This window comes from Humibacter albus DSM 18994 (genome assembly GCF_000421825.1).
GTDB lineage: Bacteria > Actinomycetota > Actinomycetes > Actinomycetales > Microbacteriaceae > Humibacter > Humibacter albus.
This window is the reverse complement of sequence record NZ_ATXT01000011.1, coordinates 79244-94795: the sequence shown is the minus strand read 5'-3', so window position 1 is coordinate 94795 and position 15552 is coordinate 79244. Positions and strand designations below refer to the sequence as shown.

Below are 15552 nucleotides of genomic sequence, written 5' to 3'. Positions count from 1 at the left end.
TGGATAACGTTCAGCTAACGCTAGCAAAGTCGCCTGCGACCATGCCATCGCGGACAACCCGTGCGTCATCGAATGAACGACGACGCGATGTACATGCCGATGATGCACACGAACATCGTCAGCGTCCAGCCGAAGTCGAGTGCCACCGGTCCCAGTGAGAGGGGTGGCAGCAGTCTACGAAAGAATTTGATCGGAGGATCTGTCACGGTGAACGCTGCCTCAGCCAGCACCAGGCCGAATCCCCGTGGGCGCCAACCTCGTGCGAATGTGCGCACCAGATCGAGGACGAACCGCACCCACAGCACCATGAAGAACAACAGGAATGCGTAGTACGCGACGGTCGCGATGATCGAAACGGCGAGGGGCACGGATCAAGTATGCGTGACGCCGCTGGGCTAGCGCTGAAGCCTTGCTCAGGCGCCGGCGAAGAACGACGCCTCGACGTCGCTTCCCGCGGTCGCGGCGCTACCCGACACCACGACGTGTTCGGGCGAGAGCAGGAACACCTTGCTGGTGACCTTCTCGATCTTTCCCCGCAGACCCTGTGTGAGGCCGCTCGAGAAGTCGATCATGCGCTGCGCCTCCGACTCCGTCATCTGGGAGAGGTTCAGGATCACGGGGATGCCATCGCGGAACGATTCCGCGATCATCTTCGCGTCGCTGTACTGGCGGGGGTGGACTGTGAGTATCTCGTTCATTTCTTGCACCGTCGTATTCCGTGCCGGGGTCGGCTTGCGCAGAGGCGTGACGGGCGCCTTGGCCACAGCAGCGTGCTGCTGCACGGGCGCGACAGGTGCCGGATGCGCAGGGGCGACCGGTTCTTCCTCGTACTCGAGCTCGTCTTCGACGAGACCGAGGTAGGCCATCGTCTTCTTGAGCGGGTTAGCCATGGGGTCCTCCGTGTGAGACTCGAGCCGTGTCGCCGGTCGACGGCGCGTTCCACAGCCAGGCTAAACATGGTCGGGCCGCTTTCCGGTGATTGCCGTACCGATCCGAAGGTGTGTCGCCCCTTCGGCGATCGCGGCGGCGAAGTCGCCCGACATGCCCGCGGAGATGGCGCTCGCTTCGGGAGCGAGCGCACGAAGGCGCTCCGACGCCTCACGCACGCGGGCGAAGGCGCGTGAAGGCTCCTGGCCGAGCGGTGCGACGGCCATCACGCCGCGCAGCCGCAGACCGGGAGCGGCGAGCACCCGTTCCGCCAGCGGCAGCAGCTCGGAGGGCGAGACGCCGCCGCGCCCGGGCTCGTCGGAGAGCGAGAGTTGCAGAAAGCAGTCCAGAACGCCGCCTGCCTCCGAGCTCAAGACATCCACCAGCGACGGGCGATCGAGAGAGTGCACCGCACTGGCGAAGCCGCGCACGAGCCGCGCCTTGTTCGTCTGAAGCTGACCGATGAAGTGCCAACGCAGGCGGGAGTCGTCCACGTCGGACGCCTTCGCCTTCGCCTCCTGGGCCCGGTTCTCCCCCACGTCCCGCACGCCGAGCTCGGCGAGTTCGCGCACCAGCGACGCGGGGTGGAACTTGGTCACCACGATGATCGTGATCCCGGCAGGATCGCGCGATGCCGCTCGCGCGGCAGCTGCCACGGAGTCCTGCACCGATGCGAGCCTGGCTCGGAGCCCGCCCCCTGCGGCCGTCGACGTCACTTGAGAAAGTCGGGCACGTCCAGCGCATCGTCCTCATCGAACGACGGGTCGTTTGCCGCGGCCGCCTCCACGAGCTCGGAATCGGCATCCGACCATGTGCCGCGCGAAGGGACGTCCTCTTCTTCGAGCGCTTGCGTGTCACCCAACTCCGAGTCCGATGATGCTCCTGCGGCCACGAACGTGGAGCGGCGCACATCTGTCGCCTTCGGCTGCGGCTCACCGCCGTCGAAGCCCGCGGCGATGACCGTCACGCGCACTTCGTCACCGAGCGTGTCGTCGATGACGGCACCGAAGATGATGTTCGCCTCCGGATGCACCGCCTCCTGAACGAGCCGCGCCGCGTCGTTGATCTCGAAGATGCCGAGGTTCGATCCGCCCTGAATGGAGAGCAGAACACCGCGCGCACCCTCGATGCTCGCTTCCAACAGCGGCGAAGCGACGGCCAGTTCCGCCGCCTTGATCGCCCTGTCGGCGCCGCGCGAGGAGCCGATGCCCATGAGCGCGGATCCCGCCCCGTGCATGACGGACTTGACGTCGGCGAAGTCGAGGTTGATCAGGCCGGGCGTCGTGATGAGGTCGGTGATGCCCTGCACACCGGCGAGAAGCACCTGGTCGGCGGTCGCGAATGCTTCGAGCATGCTGATGCCGCGATCGCTGATCTCCAGCAGACGGTCGTTCGGCACGACGATGAGGGTGTCGACCTCTTCCTTCAGCCGAGCGACGCCGGCCTCCGCCTGATCGGCCCGGCGCTTGCCCTCGAACCCGAACGGCTTCGTGACGACACCGATGGTCAGGGCCCCGATCGACTTGGCGATGCGCGCGACGACGGGAGCACCACCGGTACCGGTTCCGCCGCCCTCCCCCGCGGTGACGAAGACCATGTCGGCGCCGGTGAGCGCCTCCTCGATCTCCTCCGCGTGGTCCTCGGCCGCCCGGCGACCGACCTCGGGATCCGCGCCGGCGCCGAGACCGCGCGTGATCTCCCGACCGACATCGAGTTTGACGTCCGCGTCGCTCATCAGCAGCGCCTGGGCGTCCGTGTTGATCGCGATGAACTCGACGCCGCGCAGGCCGAGCTCGATCATGCGGTTGACGGCATTGACGCCGCCACCTCCGATGCCGACGACCTTGATCACGGCGAGATAGTTCTGGTTATTACTCACGACGGGCCTCCGCTGGCGAACTGCAGTGCTGTCAACCTTCAACTTCAAGTCGAGGCTTAAAGTTATGCTCGGTATGCATTTACTACGCCTGACGTTAAGCGGCGCCCGGCCCGCGCACGCGCAGGTGGTCCGCGTGTCGTCACACCGGCGCGGGAATGTGCGGTGCGAGAGTGCGCGGCGCGGAACCGGACGTCTGCGTCAGCGCGTGACGGGGCTCTTCGGGGACGAAACGTCGTAGACGGATGCGCCGGGCGCCGCCCTCATGAGAACGGTGAGAACCGACGATTTCAGGTCAGCGTCGCTGGGCCCGCCCCAGACGACAGTGGCGCCGGATGAGAGGCGAAGCGTGACGTCCTGGGCTCCCGTCGCGGTCGCGCTGTCGACCTGGCTCAACGTGGCGGCGGGCAGCACCGCGAGCACGGCCGCCGTCGACGAGAACTCCTTGGCGCGGTCTTTCGACGACGCTCCGGCCGAGAACGTGATCAGCGGGTATCCGCCCGGACGACCCGCCGTGGTCTGCATGACGACATGGGCCTGGTCGACCAGCTCGTAGCCCTTCTTCGTCTGGAGCACGGCGAGAGGGGTGCGCTCCACGATCCGTACGACGAGCGTGCCGGGCGGAACCGCCTCGGTGCTGTAGCTCCGGATGAGAGGGAACTGCGAGAGCTCGTGCCGGACGGCGTGGTAGTCGACGAACGGCAGCGGGGTGCCCAGCTGCGGATCGATCGCCTGCCGCACCGCCTTCGCGTCCACGCGCTGCGCACCCTCGATTCGCACTGTGCGCAAGGCCATCGCCGGCGAGAAGGAGACCAGGACCGCTGCGAGCAGCACGACCGCGACGGAGCCGGCCCCGATCAGCCAAGCGAGACGACGCCGGCGGGTGGCACGCGTGAAGCGACGCACCTCGGCGCGTTCGTATCGGCGCCGGCGCCGCGCCGCAGCACGGACACTCGGCGAGGCAGGAGTGTCGTCGGTGACGCTCTTCTCACGGCGCCGACGTGAGGGGCGGGCTTCCGCTCCGGCGTCACGTGCATGCGGATCCGCTCCTCGCGGTGCGCGTGAGTGCGGCTGGCCTCGATGCGGCTTCTCGGTACGCTCTGCGCTCGAGAGCACCGGGATCGGCTGGGTGTCGGCATCCGGCTTCGAGGCACGCGGGTCCTCCAGGACCGCGGCACGGCGCTCGACTCGCGCCCGGGAGCCCGTCGCCCGCTCTGCTGACGGCGGGGTGCGCTTTTCGTCACCTGTCGCCGCGTGCCGAAGCGACTCGATCTCGGGCGAACGCGACTCACCCGGCGCCGGGCGCGCCGATGCGCGCGAGGACAGCCGCGTCCCTGCGCTGTCGAAGCCCTGCGGACGCTTCACTGGTCAGCCGTCCGCGTTTCGCAGGGACTCCAGGAGCTGCGGCACGATGCGGTACACGTCTCCGCAGCCGAGCGTGATGACGAAATCTCCCTCGCGCGCGATTTCTGCTGTGTGATCCGCGGCGGCCTGCCAGTCTGCGACGAAAGCCACCTTCGACGGGTCGCGGAACCTGTCGGCCACCAGCGCGCCGGTCACGCCGGGCTCCGGGTCTTCGCGCGCGCCGTACACGTCGAGCACGACCGTCTCGTCGGCGTACGTCTCCAGCACATCCGCGAACTCCGCCGCGAAGAGACGCGTGCGGCTGTAGAGGTGCGGCTGATGCACGGCGATGATGCGCCCGTCGCCCACGACGGTGCGTGCCGCGGACAGCGCCGCGGCCACCTCGGTGGGGTGATGTGCGTAGTCGTCGTACACGCTCACGCCGCGAACGATGCCGTGCAGCTCGAAGCGTCGCTGCGTGCCGGCGAAGGCGGCGATGGCGTCCAAGGATGCCTGCGGCTCGAAGCCGAGGCCGGTCAGCACCGCGAACGCTCCGGCCGCGTTCACCGCGTTGTGCCTGCCCGGGACTCGGAGCGTGGTGCTGTAATCCGCTCCCCGGTAGCTCAGCGCGAACGAGACCGGACCGTCGGTGACGATCGAGTGGACACGCACGTCGGCATCCTCTGCCTCGCCGAACGTGACGACTCTCGAGTGCGCCAGATGCTTCGTCACATCGACGGCACCGGGGTCATCGGACGAGATCACGACGAGTTCGCGGGCGGCAGACGCGAAGTCGACGAAGGCCTGACGGAACGCGTCGAGCGACCCGTAGTGGTCCAGGTGGTCCGGATCGACGTTCGTGATGAGCGCGACGGCCGTGTCGTAGAGGAGGAACGACCCGTCGGACTCGTCGGCCTCGATGACGAACAGGTCATCGGCCCCGAACGCGCTGGACGAGCCGAGCGCCTCGATCACGCCGCCGTTGACGAAGCTCGGGTCTTGGCCGATTCCGAGGAGCCCCGTGATGATCATGCCCGTCGACGTGGTCTTGCCGTGCGCGCCGGCCACTGACACCAGCCGTTTGTCGGCGATCAGCCATTTCAGCGCCTGGCTGCGATGCAGGACCGGAATGCGCTGCGCGAGCGCGTACTGATACTCCGGGTTCTCCTGCCACAGTGCGCTCGTGACGACGAGGGTGTCGGCGTCGCCCACATTCGCGGCGTCGTGTCCGATCGTGATCGTGGCACCCAGCTCGCGCAGCGCCGCGATGTTCGCCGACTCCCGCACATCCGACCCGGTCACCGTGTGTCCCGCCTGCAGGAACAGCCGCGCGATGCCGCTCATGCCCGCTCCGCCGATGCCGACGAAGTGCGTCCGCCCGATGGTGGCAGGAAGCGTCAGGGTGGGATCGGGCTTGATCACGGTGCGAGGATGTCCTGTCTGTGCATGTCGGCGGAATTCTGAGCGCGGCGGGCTGGCGATGACCGTCCCGGCCCATCCAGTATGCCGTCAGCGACCTGACCGTCCGGCTCGACCGGCCGTGCGATCAGCGAGCCGGGCGCGTCGTCTGGTCAGGCGCGCTGCGCCGAGCCTCGTCGATCATCGAGACCATGCGCTCCGCGCCGTCCGTGACGCCGACCGACGCTGCTCCCTGCGCCATCTGCCGCAGGCGATCCCGATCCCTCAGCACGGGCAGGACAGACCGGCGGACCCACTCGGGGGTGAAGTCCGCGTCGTCGACCAGGACGGCGCCGCCGGCCTCCACGACGCCGGCCGCATTGAAGCGCTGCTCGCCGTTGCCGACGGGGTAGGGCACATAGAACGCCGGGATGCCCAGGGCCGAGAGCTCGCTCACCGTCGCCGCACCGGCGCGGGAGATCGCCGCGTCCGCCACAGCGAGCGCCAGGTCCATGCGGTCGCAGTAGTCGATGAGCCGATACCCCGGGATCCCGGGATCGGCGAACTCGGACGCGCCGCCCTGAATGTGCAGGACTTGGAAACCTGCTTCGGTCAGGTCCGAAGCGCTCTGCGTCACCGTGGCATTGATGCGCCGGGCGCCCAACGATCCTCCGGTGACGAGAACGACCGGACCGTCGTCGAGCCCGAAGTACGCGAGGGCGTCCTGGCGCATCGCCGCGCGGTCGAGGTCCTCGATCTCGCGGCGCAACGGCATTCCGACGAAGCGCGCGTGCGCGATCGGCGTGTTCTCGAATGCGACCCCGACGAACCTCGTGTTTCGAGCGCCGAGCTTGTTCGCCATGCCGGGCTTCGCGTTCGCCTCGTGGAGCGCGACGGGCACGCCCTCCCGGCGCGCGGCGGAGTATGCCGGGGCTGCGGCGTAGCCACCGAACCCGACGACCACGTCGACGCCGCGCAGACGGATGAGCTCGCGCACGCTGGACACGGCGGCGCGATAACGCGCAGGAAAGCGCAGAGCCGCCGCATTCGGTCGTCGTGGGAAGGGAAGCTTCGGAATGGTCGCGAGCTCGTATCCCCTCTCGGGCACCAGCCTGGACTCCAGGCCCTCCGCCGTGCCGAGCACGATCACCTCGGCATCGGGGTCGGCGCGCCGCAGCGCATCGGAGACGGCGAGCAGCGGATTGACGTGGCCGGCGGTCCCTCCACCGGCCATCAGGTACACGGTCATCGGAGCGTCGCCGTGGACGGGTTCTTCTGCGGCGCCGTTCTCGTGAACGACAGCACCACGCCGATGGCGAAGAGTGAACTGAGCAGAGCGGTTCCTCCGTGTGAGATGAAGGGTAACGGCACACCGAGCGGAGGCAGGAGCCCGAGCACCACGCCGATGTTCACCAGCGCCTGCCCGACCAGCCACACCATGACGGCTGCAGTCACGACCCGTTGGAAAGGATCATCACTGGCTCTGATGATACGGATCAGCACGACGGCCAGTGCCACGAAGAGTCCCAGCACCACGATGGCGCCGATCAGGCCGAGCTCTTCTCCGATCACACCGAAGATGAAGTCCGAGTCCGCCTCCGGCAGCCACTTCCACTTGGATCGCGAATTGCCCAGTCCCACCCCGAAGACGCCGCCGGCGGCCAGAGCCCAGGTGCCCTGGAGCGTCTGATAGCCCTCCTTCTCGGGGTCGACGCCCTGCGGATGGAGGAACGCCGTCACGCGTTCGAGCCGGCTCGTGTTGGTGGCGACGAAGACATACGCCACGGCGCTCACGATGACGAGCACGACGAAGAGCTGGCGGAACGGGACGCCCGCGATGAACAGCGCGCCGAACACGATCGCCGCGATGATCATGACGGTGCCGAGGTCTTGGCCGCCCAGGACGAGCGCGATCGCCGTGCCCGTCACGATCAGGACCGGCGCCAGCATGTACCGCCACTGCGTGAGCTTGTCCCATTTCAACGCCACGAACATGCCGAGCCAGAGGATGATGGCCATCTTGATGATCTCGGACGGTTGGAACTGGATGTTCCCGATGCTCAGCCAGTTGCGGTTCTGCGAGTTGCCGCCTCCGAGAGGCGTGAACACGACGAGGACCTGCAGCATGCATCCGACGATCAACGCCGGCCAGGCGAGGCGCTTCCACCACGTCTGCCGAATGCGCGACGCGAGCAACATGATCGGGATGCCGATGGCCGCGTAGATCCCCTGGGTCCAGAACGTGTTGAACACGGAGTCGGTGCTGATCGAGTCCACCGACGATGCGGAGAGCACCATCACGAGTCCGAAGACGACGAGGAACAGGGTGATCCCGAGGAGCAGGAAGTAGTTCGACGATTCAGACGCGAAGACTCGGCCGAGCGAGATGCGGGCTGAGACGAGGCCACCGCGCGGGGATGTGCCCGCGGTCTCCGCGGTCGTTCGTCGCGCGTCTCGTGCCGGCGCCGCCGCGCTCTTCGCGTTGCGCGCGCCCGCCGAAGCACCCGCGGCGCTGGCGCGCGGAGTACGCGGAACGCGGGCCGAGGAGGAGGTGCGCGTCGGTGTCGTCACGTCGCCTCCCCGGTCGTCTGTCGTTCCCTGTGACCCGTCCGCTCGCCGTGGCCCGTCGCTCGCAACCGGCTGCCGTGCCTCACCGGCCCAGGAAGTCCCGCACCGCGCGCGCGAACCGTGCGCCACGATCCCCGTAGTCGGCGAACTGGTCCATCGACGCCGCCGCCGGAGCGAGGAGCACCGTATCGCCGTCCTGCGCAAGCTGCGCAGCCAGTCGGACCGCCTCAGGCATCACGTTGTCAGTCTCTCCGGGCGTCACCGCGAGAACCCGGATGCCGGGCGCGTGTCGGCGGAATGCCGCCAGCACCGGCTCCTGATCGACTCCGATGACGACGACGCCCGAGAGCCGTCGCGCGTGCGCTCGGACGAGGTCGTCGATCTCCACCCCTTTGAGCAGGCCTCCCACGACCCACACCACCGGGTCGAACGCACGGAGCGAGGCGTCAGCGGCGTGCGGGTTCGTCGCCTTCGAGTCGTCGACCCAGCTGACGCCCCGGCTCTCGGCGACTCGCTCGATGCGGTGAGGGTCGAGACGGAAGGTCTGCAGGGCTTCGTGGATGACGCCCGCTGCGACTCCGAAAGATCTCGCCAGCGCAGAGGCTGCGAGAACGTTGGCGACGATGTGCGGTGCCGACAGTCCTGCCTCTCGCAGTTCGTCGATCGTGGTGAGCTCGAGCGCCGTCGTGGCGCGATCGTCGAGGAAGGCGCGGTCGCAGAGGATGCCGTCGACGACGCCGAAGTCGCTCGGACCGGGCGAGTCCAGACCGAACCCGATCGCGCGGGCACCCTCGACGACGTCGGCCTCCTCGACCATCCGCAGCGTCGCAGAGTCCGCCCGGTTGTAGATGCACGCCACCTTCGTGTTCTCGTAGACGCGCGCCTTGTCGGCGGCGTATTCCGCCATGGACCCGTGGAAGTCGAGATGGTCCTGGGCGAGATTGAGACAGGCGCTGGAGAACGGGACGAGTTCTCCGCCGGAGTGGCTGTTCACCCAGTGCAGCTGATAGCTGGAGAGTTCGACGACGAGCACATCGAATCCCTGCGGATCCCGCACGACGTCGAGAACCGGAACGCCGATGTTTCCGCATTCCGCAGCGCGGAGCCCTGCAGCGGTGAGCAACGTCGCGGTCAGTTCGACAGTGGTCGTCTTGCCGTTCGTGCCGGTCACGCAGATCCACTCCGCAGCGGGTTCGACCTTGTCGCGCACGCGCCAGGCGAGCTCGATGTCGCCCCACACCGGTACATCCGTCTCCCCCGCCCAGAGAAGCACGGGATGGTCGGGATGATAACGACCGGAGGTGACGATCAGGACGTCCGGATCGAACGCGGGGACGACATCCGGGACCTCGCTCAGATCGCCGACGAAGAGCCGGGCACCGATCACGTCGAGCAGTCGGGCGCGCTCCTCGTGCAGGCTGTCGGCCACGACGAGCACATCGGCTCCGAGCTCGACCAGCGTATCCGCCGACGAGAACGCCGCAGCCCCGAGGCCGAGCACGACGACACGCAGGCCGCGCCAGTCGGACCGCCAGCTCGTGAGCCCGGCGAGCCGGGCGCGCCGGGCCGTGGGAGGCGTCACGACGTCCTCGACAGCCACTCGAGATAGAACGTGCCGACGCCGGCGACGACGAGCAGCCCGGCGATGATCCAGAACCGCACGACGACGGTCACCTCTGCCCAGCCCTTGAGCTCGAAGTGGTGATGGATCGGACTCATGCGGAAGATGCGTTTACCCCTGGTGACTTTGAAGTACGCGCGTTGCAGGATGACCGAGCCCGCCTCGATCACGAACAGGCCGCCGATCAACACCAGCAGCAGCTCCGTGTGGCTCAGCACTGCGAGGGCTGCCAGCGCGCCGCCGAGCGCGAGGGACCCGGTGTCGCCGAGGAAGATCTGTGCCGGAGACGTGTTCCACCACAGAAAGCCGACGAGCGATCCGACGATCGCCGCGGAGACGACGGCGAGGTCGAGCGGGTCGCGCACCGTGTAGCACTTGAACAGGTTCTCGGTGTCGATGGTGTCGCTGAAGCAGGACTGGTTGAACTGCCAGAACCCGATGATGATGTAGGAGCCGATCGCGAGGATCGACGACCCGGTGGCAAGGCCGTCGAGCCCGTCGGTCACGTTCACGCCGTTCGATGTCGCCGTGGTGATCAGGTTGATCCAGATCAGATAAAGGATGATGCCGATCAACGGGATGCCGCCGAGCACCATGAGATCGATCGGCAGGTCGCGGATGAACGAGATCTGCGTCGAGGCGGGCGTCACGCCCTCGTTGCTCGGGAAGTTGATCGCCAGAATGCCGAACACTGTCGCGATCACGACCTGCCCGGCCACTTTCGACCAGCCGCCGAGACCGAGGCTCTGCTGCTTGCGCGTCTTCAGGAAGTCGTCGAGAAAGCCCACGAGCCCGAGGCCGACCATCATGAACAGGACGAGCAGCGGCGATGCCGACAGGCCGTCGCCGCCGTTCAGGAGCACTGCCACGAAGTAGCCCACGAGTGTGGCCAGGATGATGACGATTCCGCCCATCGTGGCCGTTCCCCGCTTGGCGTGGTGCGATTGCGGACCGTCGTCGCGGATGAACTGACCCCAGTTCAGCCTGTGGAAGAGCTTCACGAACACCGGCGTCAGGAACAGCGAGAACGCGAGCGACAACGCCCCGGCGGTCAGGAGCGCCCTCACGAGAACAGCTCCCCGAGCCGGTCGCCGAGATGACGCAGACCCGCCGAGTTCGACGACTTCACCAGCACGGTGTCACCCTCCCGCACGAGACCCTTGAGCAGGTCGAACGCTTCGTCCTGTGTCTCAACGAACGCCGATTCGCCGTCCCACGATCCTTCGTTGATCGTCGAGATGTGCATGCGGCGGGCGCCCGCACCGACGACGATCACCTGGTCCAGGCCGAGACGCACGGCCAGCAGGCCGATGCGGTCGTGCTCGGCGCCGGATGCCTCGCCCAGCTCGCTCATCTCGCCCAGCACGGCGATGGCTCGTCCACCGGGCTCGCGCAACTGCGCCAGGGTCTTCAACGCGGCCGCCATCGAGTCGGGGCTGGCGTTGTAGGCGTCGTTGATCACAGTCACGCCGCCCGCGCCACCCAGGACCTCCATGCGCCAGCGCTCCGCTCGGGTCACGGATTCGAGCCCGGCGACGATCTCCTCGATGCCGACGCCGAGTGCGAACGCCGCAGCGGCCGCCGCCAACGCGTTCGCGACGTGATGCTCTCCGAGCACACGGAACGCCACAGCGCGGCTCGTCCCATCGGGCAGGTGCAGCGTGAACCGGGTGCCCGCGCGGCTGGCACGCACGTCGGTCGCCCGGACCCCGCCCGCGTCCGCGGCACCATCGATGCCGAACCACAGGACCTTCGCCCGGGTGAGGGATGCCATCGCCGCCACGCGCGGGTCGTCCGCGTTGAGGACGGCCGTGTCATCGGCATCCAATTCGGTCACCATCTCCGACTTCGCGCGCTGGGTCGCTTCGATGCTTCCGAACTCACCGGCGTGCGCCAGGCCGACCTTCAGCACGACGCCCACGTCGGGCTTCGCCATGTGGACGAGACGAGCGATGTCACCCTCGCGGCTCGCGCCCATCTCGGCGACGAGGAACCGTGTCGCGTCGGTGACCTCGAGCATGGTCAACGGGGCACCGACCTCGTTGTTGAACGAGGCACGGGGCGCCACCGTCGGCCCGGCCGAGCCGAGAATGGACGCCAGCAGATTCTTGGTCGTCGTCTTGCCGTTCGAGCCCGTGATGCCCACGATGCGCAGTCGGCCCTGCTCGCGCACGCGAGCGATCACGGTGCGGGCGAGCGCACCGAGCGCGTCGACGACGTCGGTCACCACGATCTGCGGAGTCTGCAGCTCGAGCTCGTGGTCCACCACCAGCAAGGCGGCGCCCCGTTCGGCCGCCTGCGGAGCGAACAAGTGACCGTCGGTGAACTCGCCCGGCTTGGCGAAGAAGACGCCGCCTCGCTCCACCTCGCGCGAATCCGTGTACGAAAGCCCCTCGATCACGGTGGACGAGTCGGCGCCCGCCGCGAGCCTCCCGTGCACGGCCCGAGCGATCTCGGCGATCGTCATCGCGATCATGACAGCAGCCCCGCTTCGCGCAGTGCCAGCCTCACGTCGTCGCGCGCCGAGTAGGGCAGCTGCACTCCTGCGACCTCCTGATAGTCCTCGTGCCCCGGGCCGGCGTAGAAGATCACGTCGTCATCGCCGGCACGTGCGATCGCGGCACGGATCGCGGCCCTCTGGTCGGCGATCTCCTCGACGTGAGCGTCGGGGACCGCGTCCAGCGCTCCGGCGATGAGTGCGGCCCTGATCGCCGCGGGATCTTCGTACCGGGGATGGAAGTCGGTGATGATCACCTCGTCCGCGCCGCGGGCCGCGATCGCGCCCATGTCGCCGCGTTTGGTGGTGTCTCGGTCGCCATCGGCCCCGAACACCATGATGATGCGCCCCTTCGTCACCTCGCGCAGCGAGGCGAGGGCGTGGACGAAGGCATCCGGCGTGTGACCGTAGTCGACGAAGACCGCCGGCCCGTTCTCCCCGGAGACTCGCTCGGCCCGCCCGGGAATGTACGCCTGGATGCCGCCGTCGCGGTCGAGCGCCTGCCCGATCGCCTCGAGGTCGTAGCCCGACTCGACGAGCATCACTATCGCCAGCGCCGCGTTGGCGGCCATGAACGAGCCGAGCACCGGGATGCTCGTGGTCACCGACCTCCCGTCCGGGCCGTGCAGCGTGAAGCCGGTGCGATCGAGCGCCAACTCGCCCAGCTCGACGCGCCAGTCGGCCTCCGCACCGGGCGCCATCGAGAGCGTCGTGACCGGGATGCGCGACTCGTCCGCAAGGCGCCGGCCCCAGCCGGTGTCGACTGTCACGACGCCACGGCGGGCGCGATCCGGGTCGAAGAGCGCAAGCTTCGCCTCGTAGTACTCGTCCATGGAGCCGTAGTCGTCGAGATGGTCGTGGCTCAGGTTCGTGAAGCCGACGACGTCGAACACGATCCCGTCGACCCGATGCCGGCTCAGCGCCTGCGCCGACACCTCGACGGCCGCCGCGCGCACCTCGCTCTCGCGCATGCGAGCGAGGAGTCCGTGCAATTCGCTCGCCTCTGGAGTGGTCAGGGAGCTCGTGACCGCGAGGTCGCCGATCCTCCGCTCCGCGGTCGAGCTGAGCCCCGCGCGTATCCCGAGCTGTTCGAGGACGGCGGCGATCATGTACACGACGCTCGTCTTGCCGTTCGTGCCGGTCACGGCGAACAGCGTCGCCGGGTTCTCCTGCGTGCGATAGATCCAGGACGCCACGTCGCCGAGCACCGCGCGCGGTTCGTCGGTGACGACGACGGGTATGCCGGCCTGCGCTGCGAGATCCGCGCCCGCGGCATCCGTGAGCACGGCAGCGGCTCCTGCACGAGCCGCCTCCGATGCGAACGACGCGCCGTGCGCCCGCCTACCAGGCAGACCGACGTAGAGATCACCAGGCTCCACCGAGCTCGAGGCGACGGTCACGCCGCTCACCTCGACGGAGTCGACCCTTTCCCTGGTCTCGAATCCGAAGTCGGTCACGAGTTGTGACAACGACCGGGAAGCGGGATGTTCGGGGCGCAGCATGGCAGTGCCCGTTGCGGTCACGTCGCTCGCTTTCAATAGGTGTCTGGGTAGTCGGCCGGTGGTGCCGTTGACGGCTGAACCCGGAACGTTTTGAGCACCTGGCTCATCATCGTCTTGAACAGCGGACCCGCTGCCAGCGACGATGTAATCGTAGTCGGGAAGCCGATGTTGACCGAAACGATGTACTGCGGATCGTCGACCGGCGCGACGCCCATGACGGAGACGTAGTAGCTCTGCTTGTAGCCGCCATTTCCGTCCGGCTCCTGGGCGGTACCTGTCTTGGCCGCGACCAGGTAGCCCGGGATCTCCAAGTTCGGCAGCGTCGAGATCGGGCCTCCCTTCAGAACGTTCTCGAGCATCCCGAGGATCTCCTGAGAGGTCTGCTTCGACACCACCCGCGTTCCCGTGCTCGACGGCACGTCGGTCATGGTGCCGTCCGCCTGCCTGCACCCTGCTATCAGGGAGAGCGGCACCCGTACTCCCCCGTTCGCGATCGCCTGGTACGCGCTCATCATCTGCGCCTGTGTCGTGGAGAGTCCCTGACCGAACGTCGTCGCATAGCGGGTCTGGGCGTCCCACTGGGACGGCTTCGACAACAGACCCGCGGATTCGCCGGGGAAGTTCGCGCCCGTTGTGCTCCCGAAGCCGAACTTGCGCATGAAGTCGTAGCGTTCCTTGTCACTCATCTTCGTGCCGAGTTCGGACATCCCCACGTTCGAGGATTCCGTCAGCACGCCGGTGAGTGTGAGGTTCTGCACCGGGTGCGACTCGCTGTCCGAGACGAACACGCCCTCTTGGGGCGAGAGAGTGTCTGGGACGACCAGCTGGGTCGTCGGCGTCACCATTCCGGTGTCGAGCAGGGCAGCAGCGGTGACCGGCTTGAAGATCGAGCCCGGCTCGTACATGTCCTGGAACATCATGGCTTTCCAGTACTGCGTACCCGTCGCGTCGAGATTGTTCGGATCGGCCGACGGATACTGCGCCGCGACTTTGATCTTGGCGTCTTTGACGCTGACGACACTGACCATGCCGAACTGGGCGCCGAGCTCCTTCACGGTCTTCTCGATCTCGTCCTGCGAGAACCACTGCAGATCGGGATCGATGGTCGTGACGACGTCGCCGCCGTTCTTCGCCGCCTTCTGCACCTTCGTGCTGCCCGGGATGGTCACGCCATCGGCGCCCACCTGATAGGTCTGCTCGCCGTTGCTGCTGGCGAGGCACTTGTCATACTCCTTCTCCAGGCCGGCCTGGGCCGTGCCCTCGCCGTTCAAGAACCCGAGGATGTTCCCCGCCACCGCACCGTCGGGGTACACGCGCACCTGATGGCTCTTCGCATCGAGCCAGGAGATGCCGAGCGCCGAGATCTTCTGATACGTGGAAGCGTCCACGTTCTTCACCACGAGCGCGTACTCGGAGTTCTTGTTCTGCTTCAGGGCGTCCTCGATCGGCCCGGTGATGTCACTGGCTTTCTGCCCCGTGATGGCCGCGATGGCATCGGCCGCCTGCTGGAGCGTGACCTTGACAGCCTTGCCGTTCTCGGTGCGGGTGCCCTTGTCGGCGTATTTCGGTGTGGCGATGAAGTTGTAGCGCAGCACGGTGCGCGCCAGGACGGTCCCGTCCTCGGCGAGGATCGAGCCGCGCGTCCCTTCGATCACCGACACATCGCCGCGCCGCTCCGCCGCCTGCCTGTCCAGCGTGTCCGCCCGCACGACCTGCACGTCGACGAGCCGGACCACGAACACCGCCACGATCACCAGCACCGTCGCGATCGCGACGGCCGTTCGACGGCGATGGGCTCTGACGGACGTCATACGGCAAC

The 15552-nt window shown here is 67.6% G+C and carries 13 protein-coding genes; all 13 read right to left on the bottom strand.

Annotated features, from left to right (window positions below; genetic code table 11):
• Positions 1-65: 65 nt before the first annotated feature.
• The 13 genes from H623_RS0101825 to H623_RS0101765 all read right to left on the bottom strand — a co-directional run bounded on the left by H623_RS0101825 (position 66) and on the right by H623_RS0101765 (position 15544).
• On the bottom strand, positions 66-368 hold the full coding sequence (locus H623_RS0101825) for a YggT family protein (RefSeq protein WP_022899238.1): 303 nt from the start codon (positions 366-368) through the stop codon (positions 66-68).
• Between the two features lie 45 nt (positions 369-413).
• Positions 414-890: a cell division protein SepF gene (locus H623_RS0101820; protein WP_022899237.1), complete on the bottom strand. Its 477-nt coding sequence runs from the start codon at positions 888-890 to the stop codon at positions 414-416.
• Positions 891-950: 60 nt separating this feature from the next.
• Entirely contained in the window at positions 951-1595 is a 645-nt protein-coding gene (locus tag H623_RS0101815; RefSeq protein WP_084485599.1) for a YggS family pyridoxal phosphate-dependent enzyme, read from the bottom strand.
• Positions 1596-1639: 44 nt separating this feature from the next.
• A complete protein-coding gene (gene ftsZ, locus H623_RS0101810) occupies positions 1640-2806 on the bottom strand; it encodes a cell division protein FtsZ (RefSeq protein ID WP_026939799.1) in 1167 nt (388 codons plus the stop codon).
• 198 nt (positions 2807-3004) lie between these two features.
• Positions 3005-3709, bottom strand: coding sequence for a cell division protein FtsQ/DivIB (locus tag H623_RS21630; protein WP_033371165.1), 705 nt, complete (start codon positions 3707-3709; stop codon positions 3005-3007).
• 462 nt (positions 3710-4171) lie between these two features.
• Positions 4172-5569 (bottom strand): UDP-N-acetylmuramate--L-alanine ligase, encoded by a 1398-nt coding sequence (gene murC, locus H623_RS0101800; RefSeq protein WP_022899233.1) that lies wholly within the window; start codon positions 5567-5569, stop codon positions 4172-4174.
• 124 nt (positions 5570-5693) lie between these two features.
• Complete coding sequence (locus H623_RS0101795; RefSeq protein WP_022899232.1) at positions 5694-6794, bottom strand: UDP-N-acetylglucosamine--N-acetylmuramyl-(pentapeptide) pyrophosphoryl-undecaprenol N-acetylglucosamine transferase; 1101 nt, start codon at positions 6792-6794, stop codon at positions 5694-5696.
• Positions 6791-8116, bottom strand: a complete 1326-nt coding sequence (gene ftsW, locus H623_RS0101790; protein WP_022899231.1) for a putative lipid II flippase FtsW — start codon at positions 8114-8116, stop codon at positions 6791-6793. Before ftsW ends, H623_RS0101795 begins: the two co-directional genes overlap by 4 nt.
• A gap of 79 nt (positions 8117-8195) precedes the next feature.
• Entirely contained in the window at positions 8196-9695 is a 1500-nt protein-coding gene (gene murD, locus H623_RS17260) for a UDP-N-acetylmuramoyl-L-alanine--D-glutamate ligase (RefSeq protein ID WP_051143043.1), read from the bottom strand.
• Positions 9692-10801, bottom strand: a complete 1110-nt coding sequence (gene mraY / locus H623_RS0101780; RefSeq protein WP_022899229.1) for a phospho-N-acetylmuramoyl-pentapeptide-transferase — start codon at positions 10799-10801, stop codon at positions 9692-9694. The genes murD and mraY overlap by 4 nt, the downstream gene beginning before the upstream one ends.
• Positions 10798-12210 carry a UDP-N-acetylmuramoyl-tripeptide--D-alanyl-D-alanine ligase gene (locus H623_RS0101775; protein ID WP_022899228.1) on the bottom strand — a complete coding sequence of 471 codons (1413 nt, stop codon included), beginning with the start codon at positions 12208-12210 and terminating at the stop codon, positions 10798-10800. The genes mraY and H623_RS0101775 overlap by 4 nt, the downstream gene beginning before the upstream one ends.
• Positions 12207-13733: a UDP-N-acetylmuramoyl-L-alanyl-D-glutamate--2,6-diaminopimelate ligase gene (locus H623_RS0101770; RefSeq protein ID WP_022899227.1), complete on the bottom strand. Its 1527-nt coding sequence runs from the start codon at positions 13731-13733 to the stop codon at positions 12207-12209. The genes H623_RS0101775 and H623_RS0101770 overlap by 4 nt, the downstream gene beginning before the upstream one ends.
• 32 nt (positions 13734-13765) lie before the next feature.
• On the bottom strand, positions 13766-15544 hold the full coding sequence (locus H623_RS0101765) for a peptidoglycan D,D-transpeptidase FtsI family protein (RefSeq protein ID WP_022899226.1): 1779 nt from the start codon (positions 15542-15544) through the stop codon (positions 13766-13768).
• Between the last annotated feature and the right edge of the window lie 8 nt (positions 15545-15552).

Excerpts from the sequence above, each read along its gene's own strand:
- H623_RS0101820 (WP_022899237.1), bottom strand. The coding sequence starts at position 890 with ATGGCTAACCCGCTCAAGAAGACGATGGCCTACCTCGGTCTCGTCGAA.
- H623_RS0101795 (WP_022899232.1), bottom strand. The coding sequence starts at position 6,794 with ATGACCGTGTACCTGATGGCCGGTGGAGGGACCGCCGGCCACGTCAAT.
- H623_RS0101775 (WP_022899228.1), bottom strand. The coding sequence starts at position 12,210 with ATGATCGCGATGACGATCGCCGAGATCGCTCGGGCCGTGCACGGGAGG.
- H623_RS0101770 (WP_022899227.1), bottom strand. The coding sequence starts at position 13,733 with ATGCTGCGCCCCGAACATCCCGCTTCCCGGTCGTTGTCACAACTCGTG.
- H623_RS0101765 (WP_022899226.1), bottom strand. The coding sequence starts at position 15,544 with ATGACGTCCGTCAGAGCCCATCGCCGTCGAACGGCCGTCGCGATCGCG.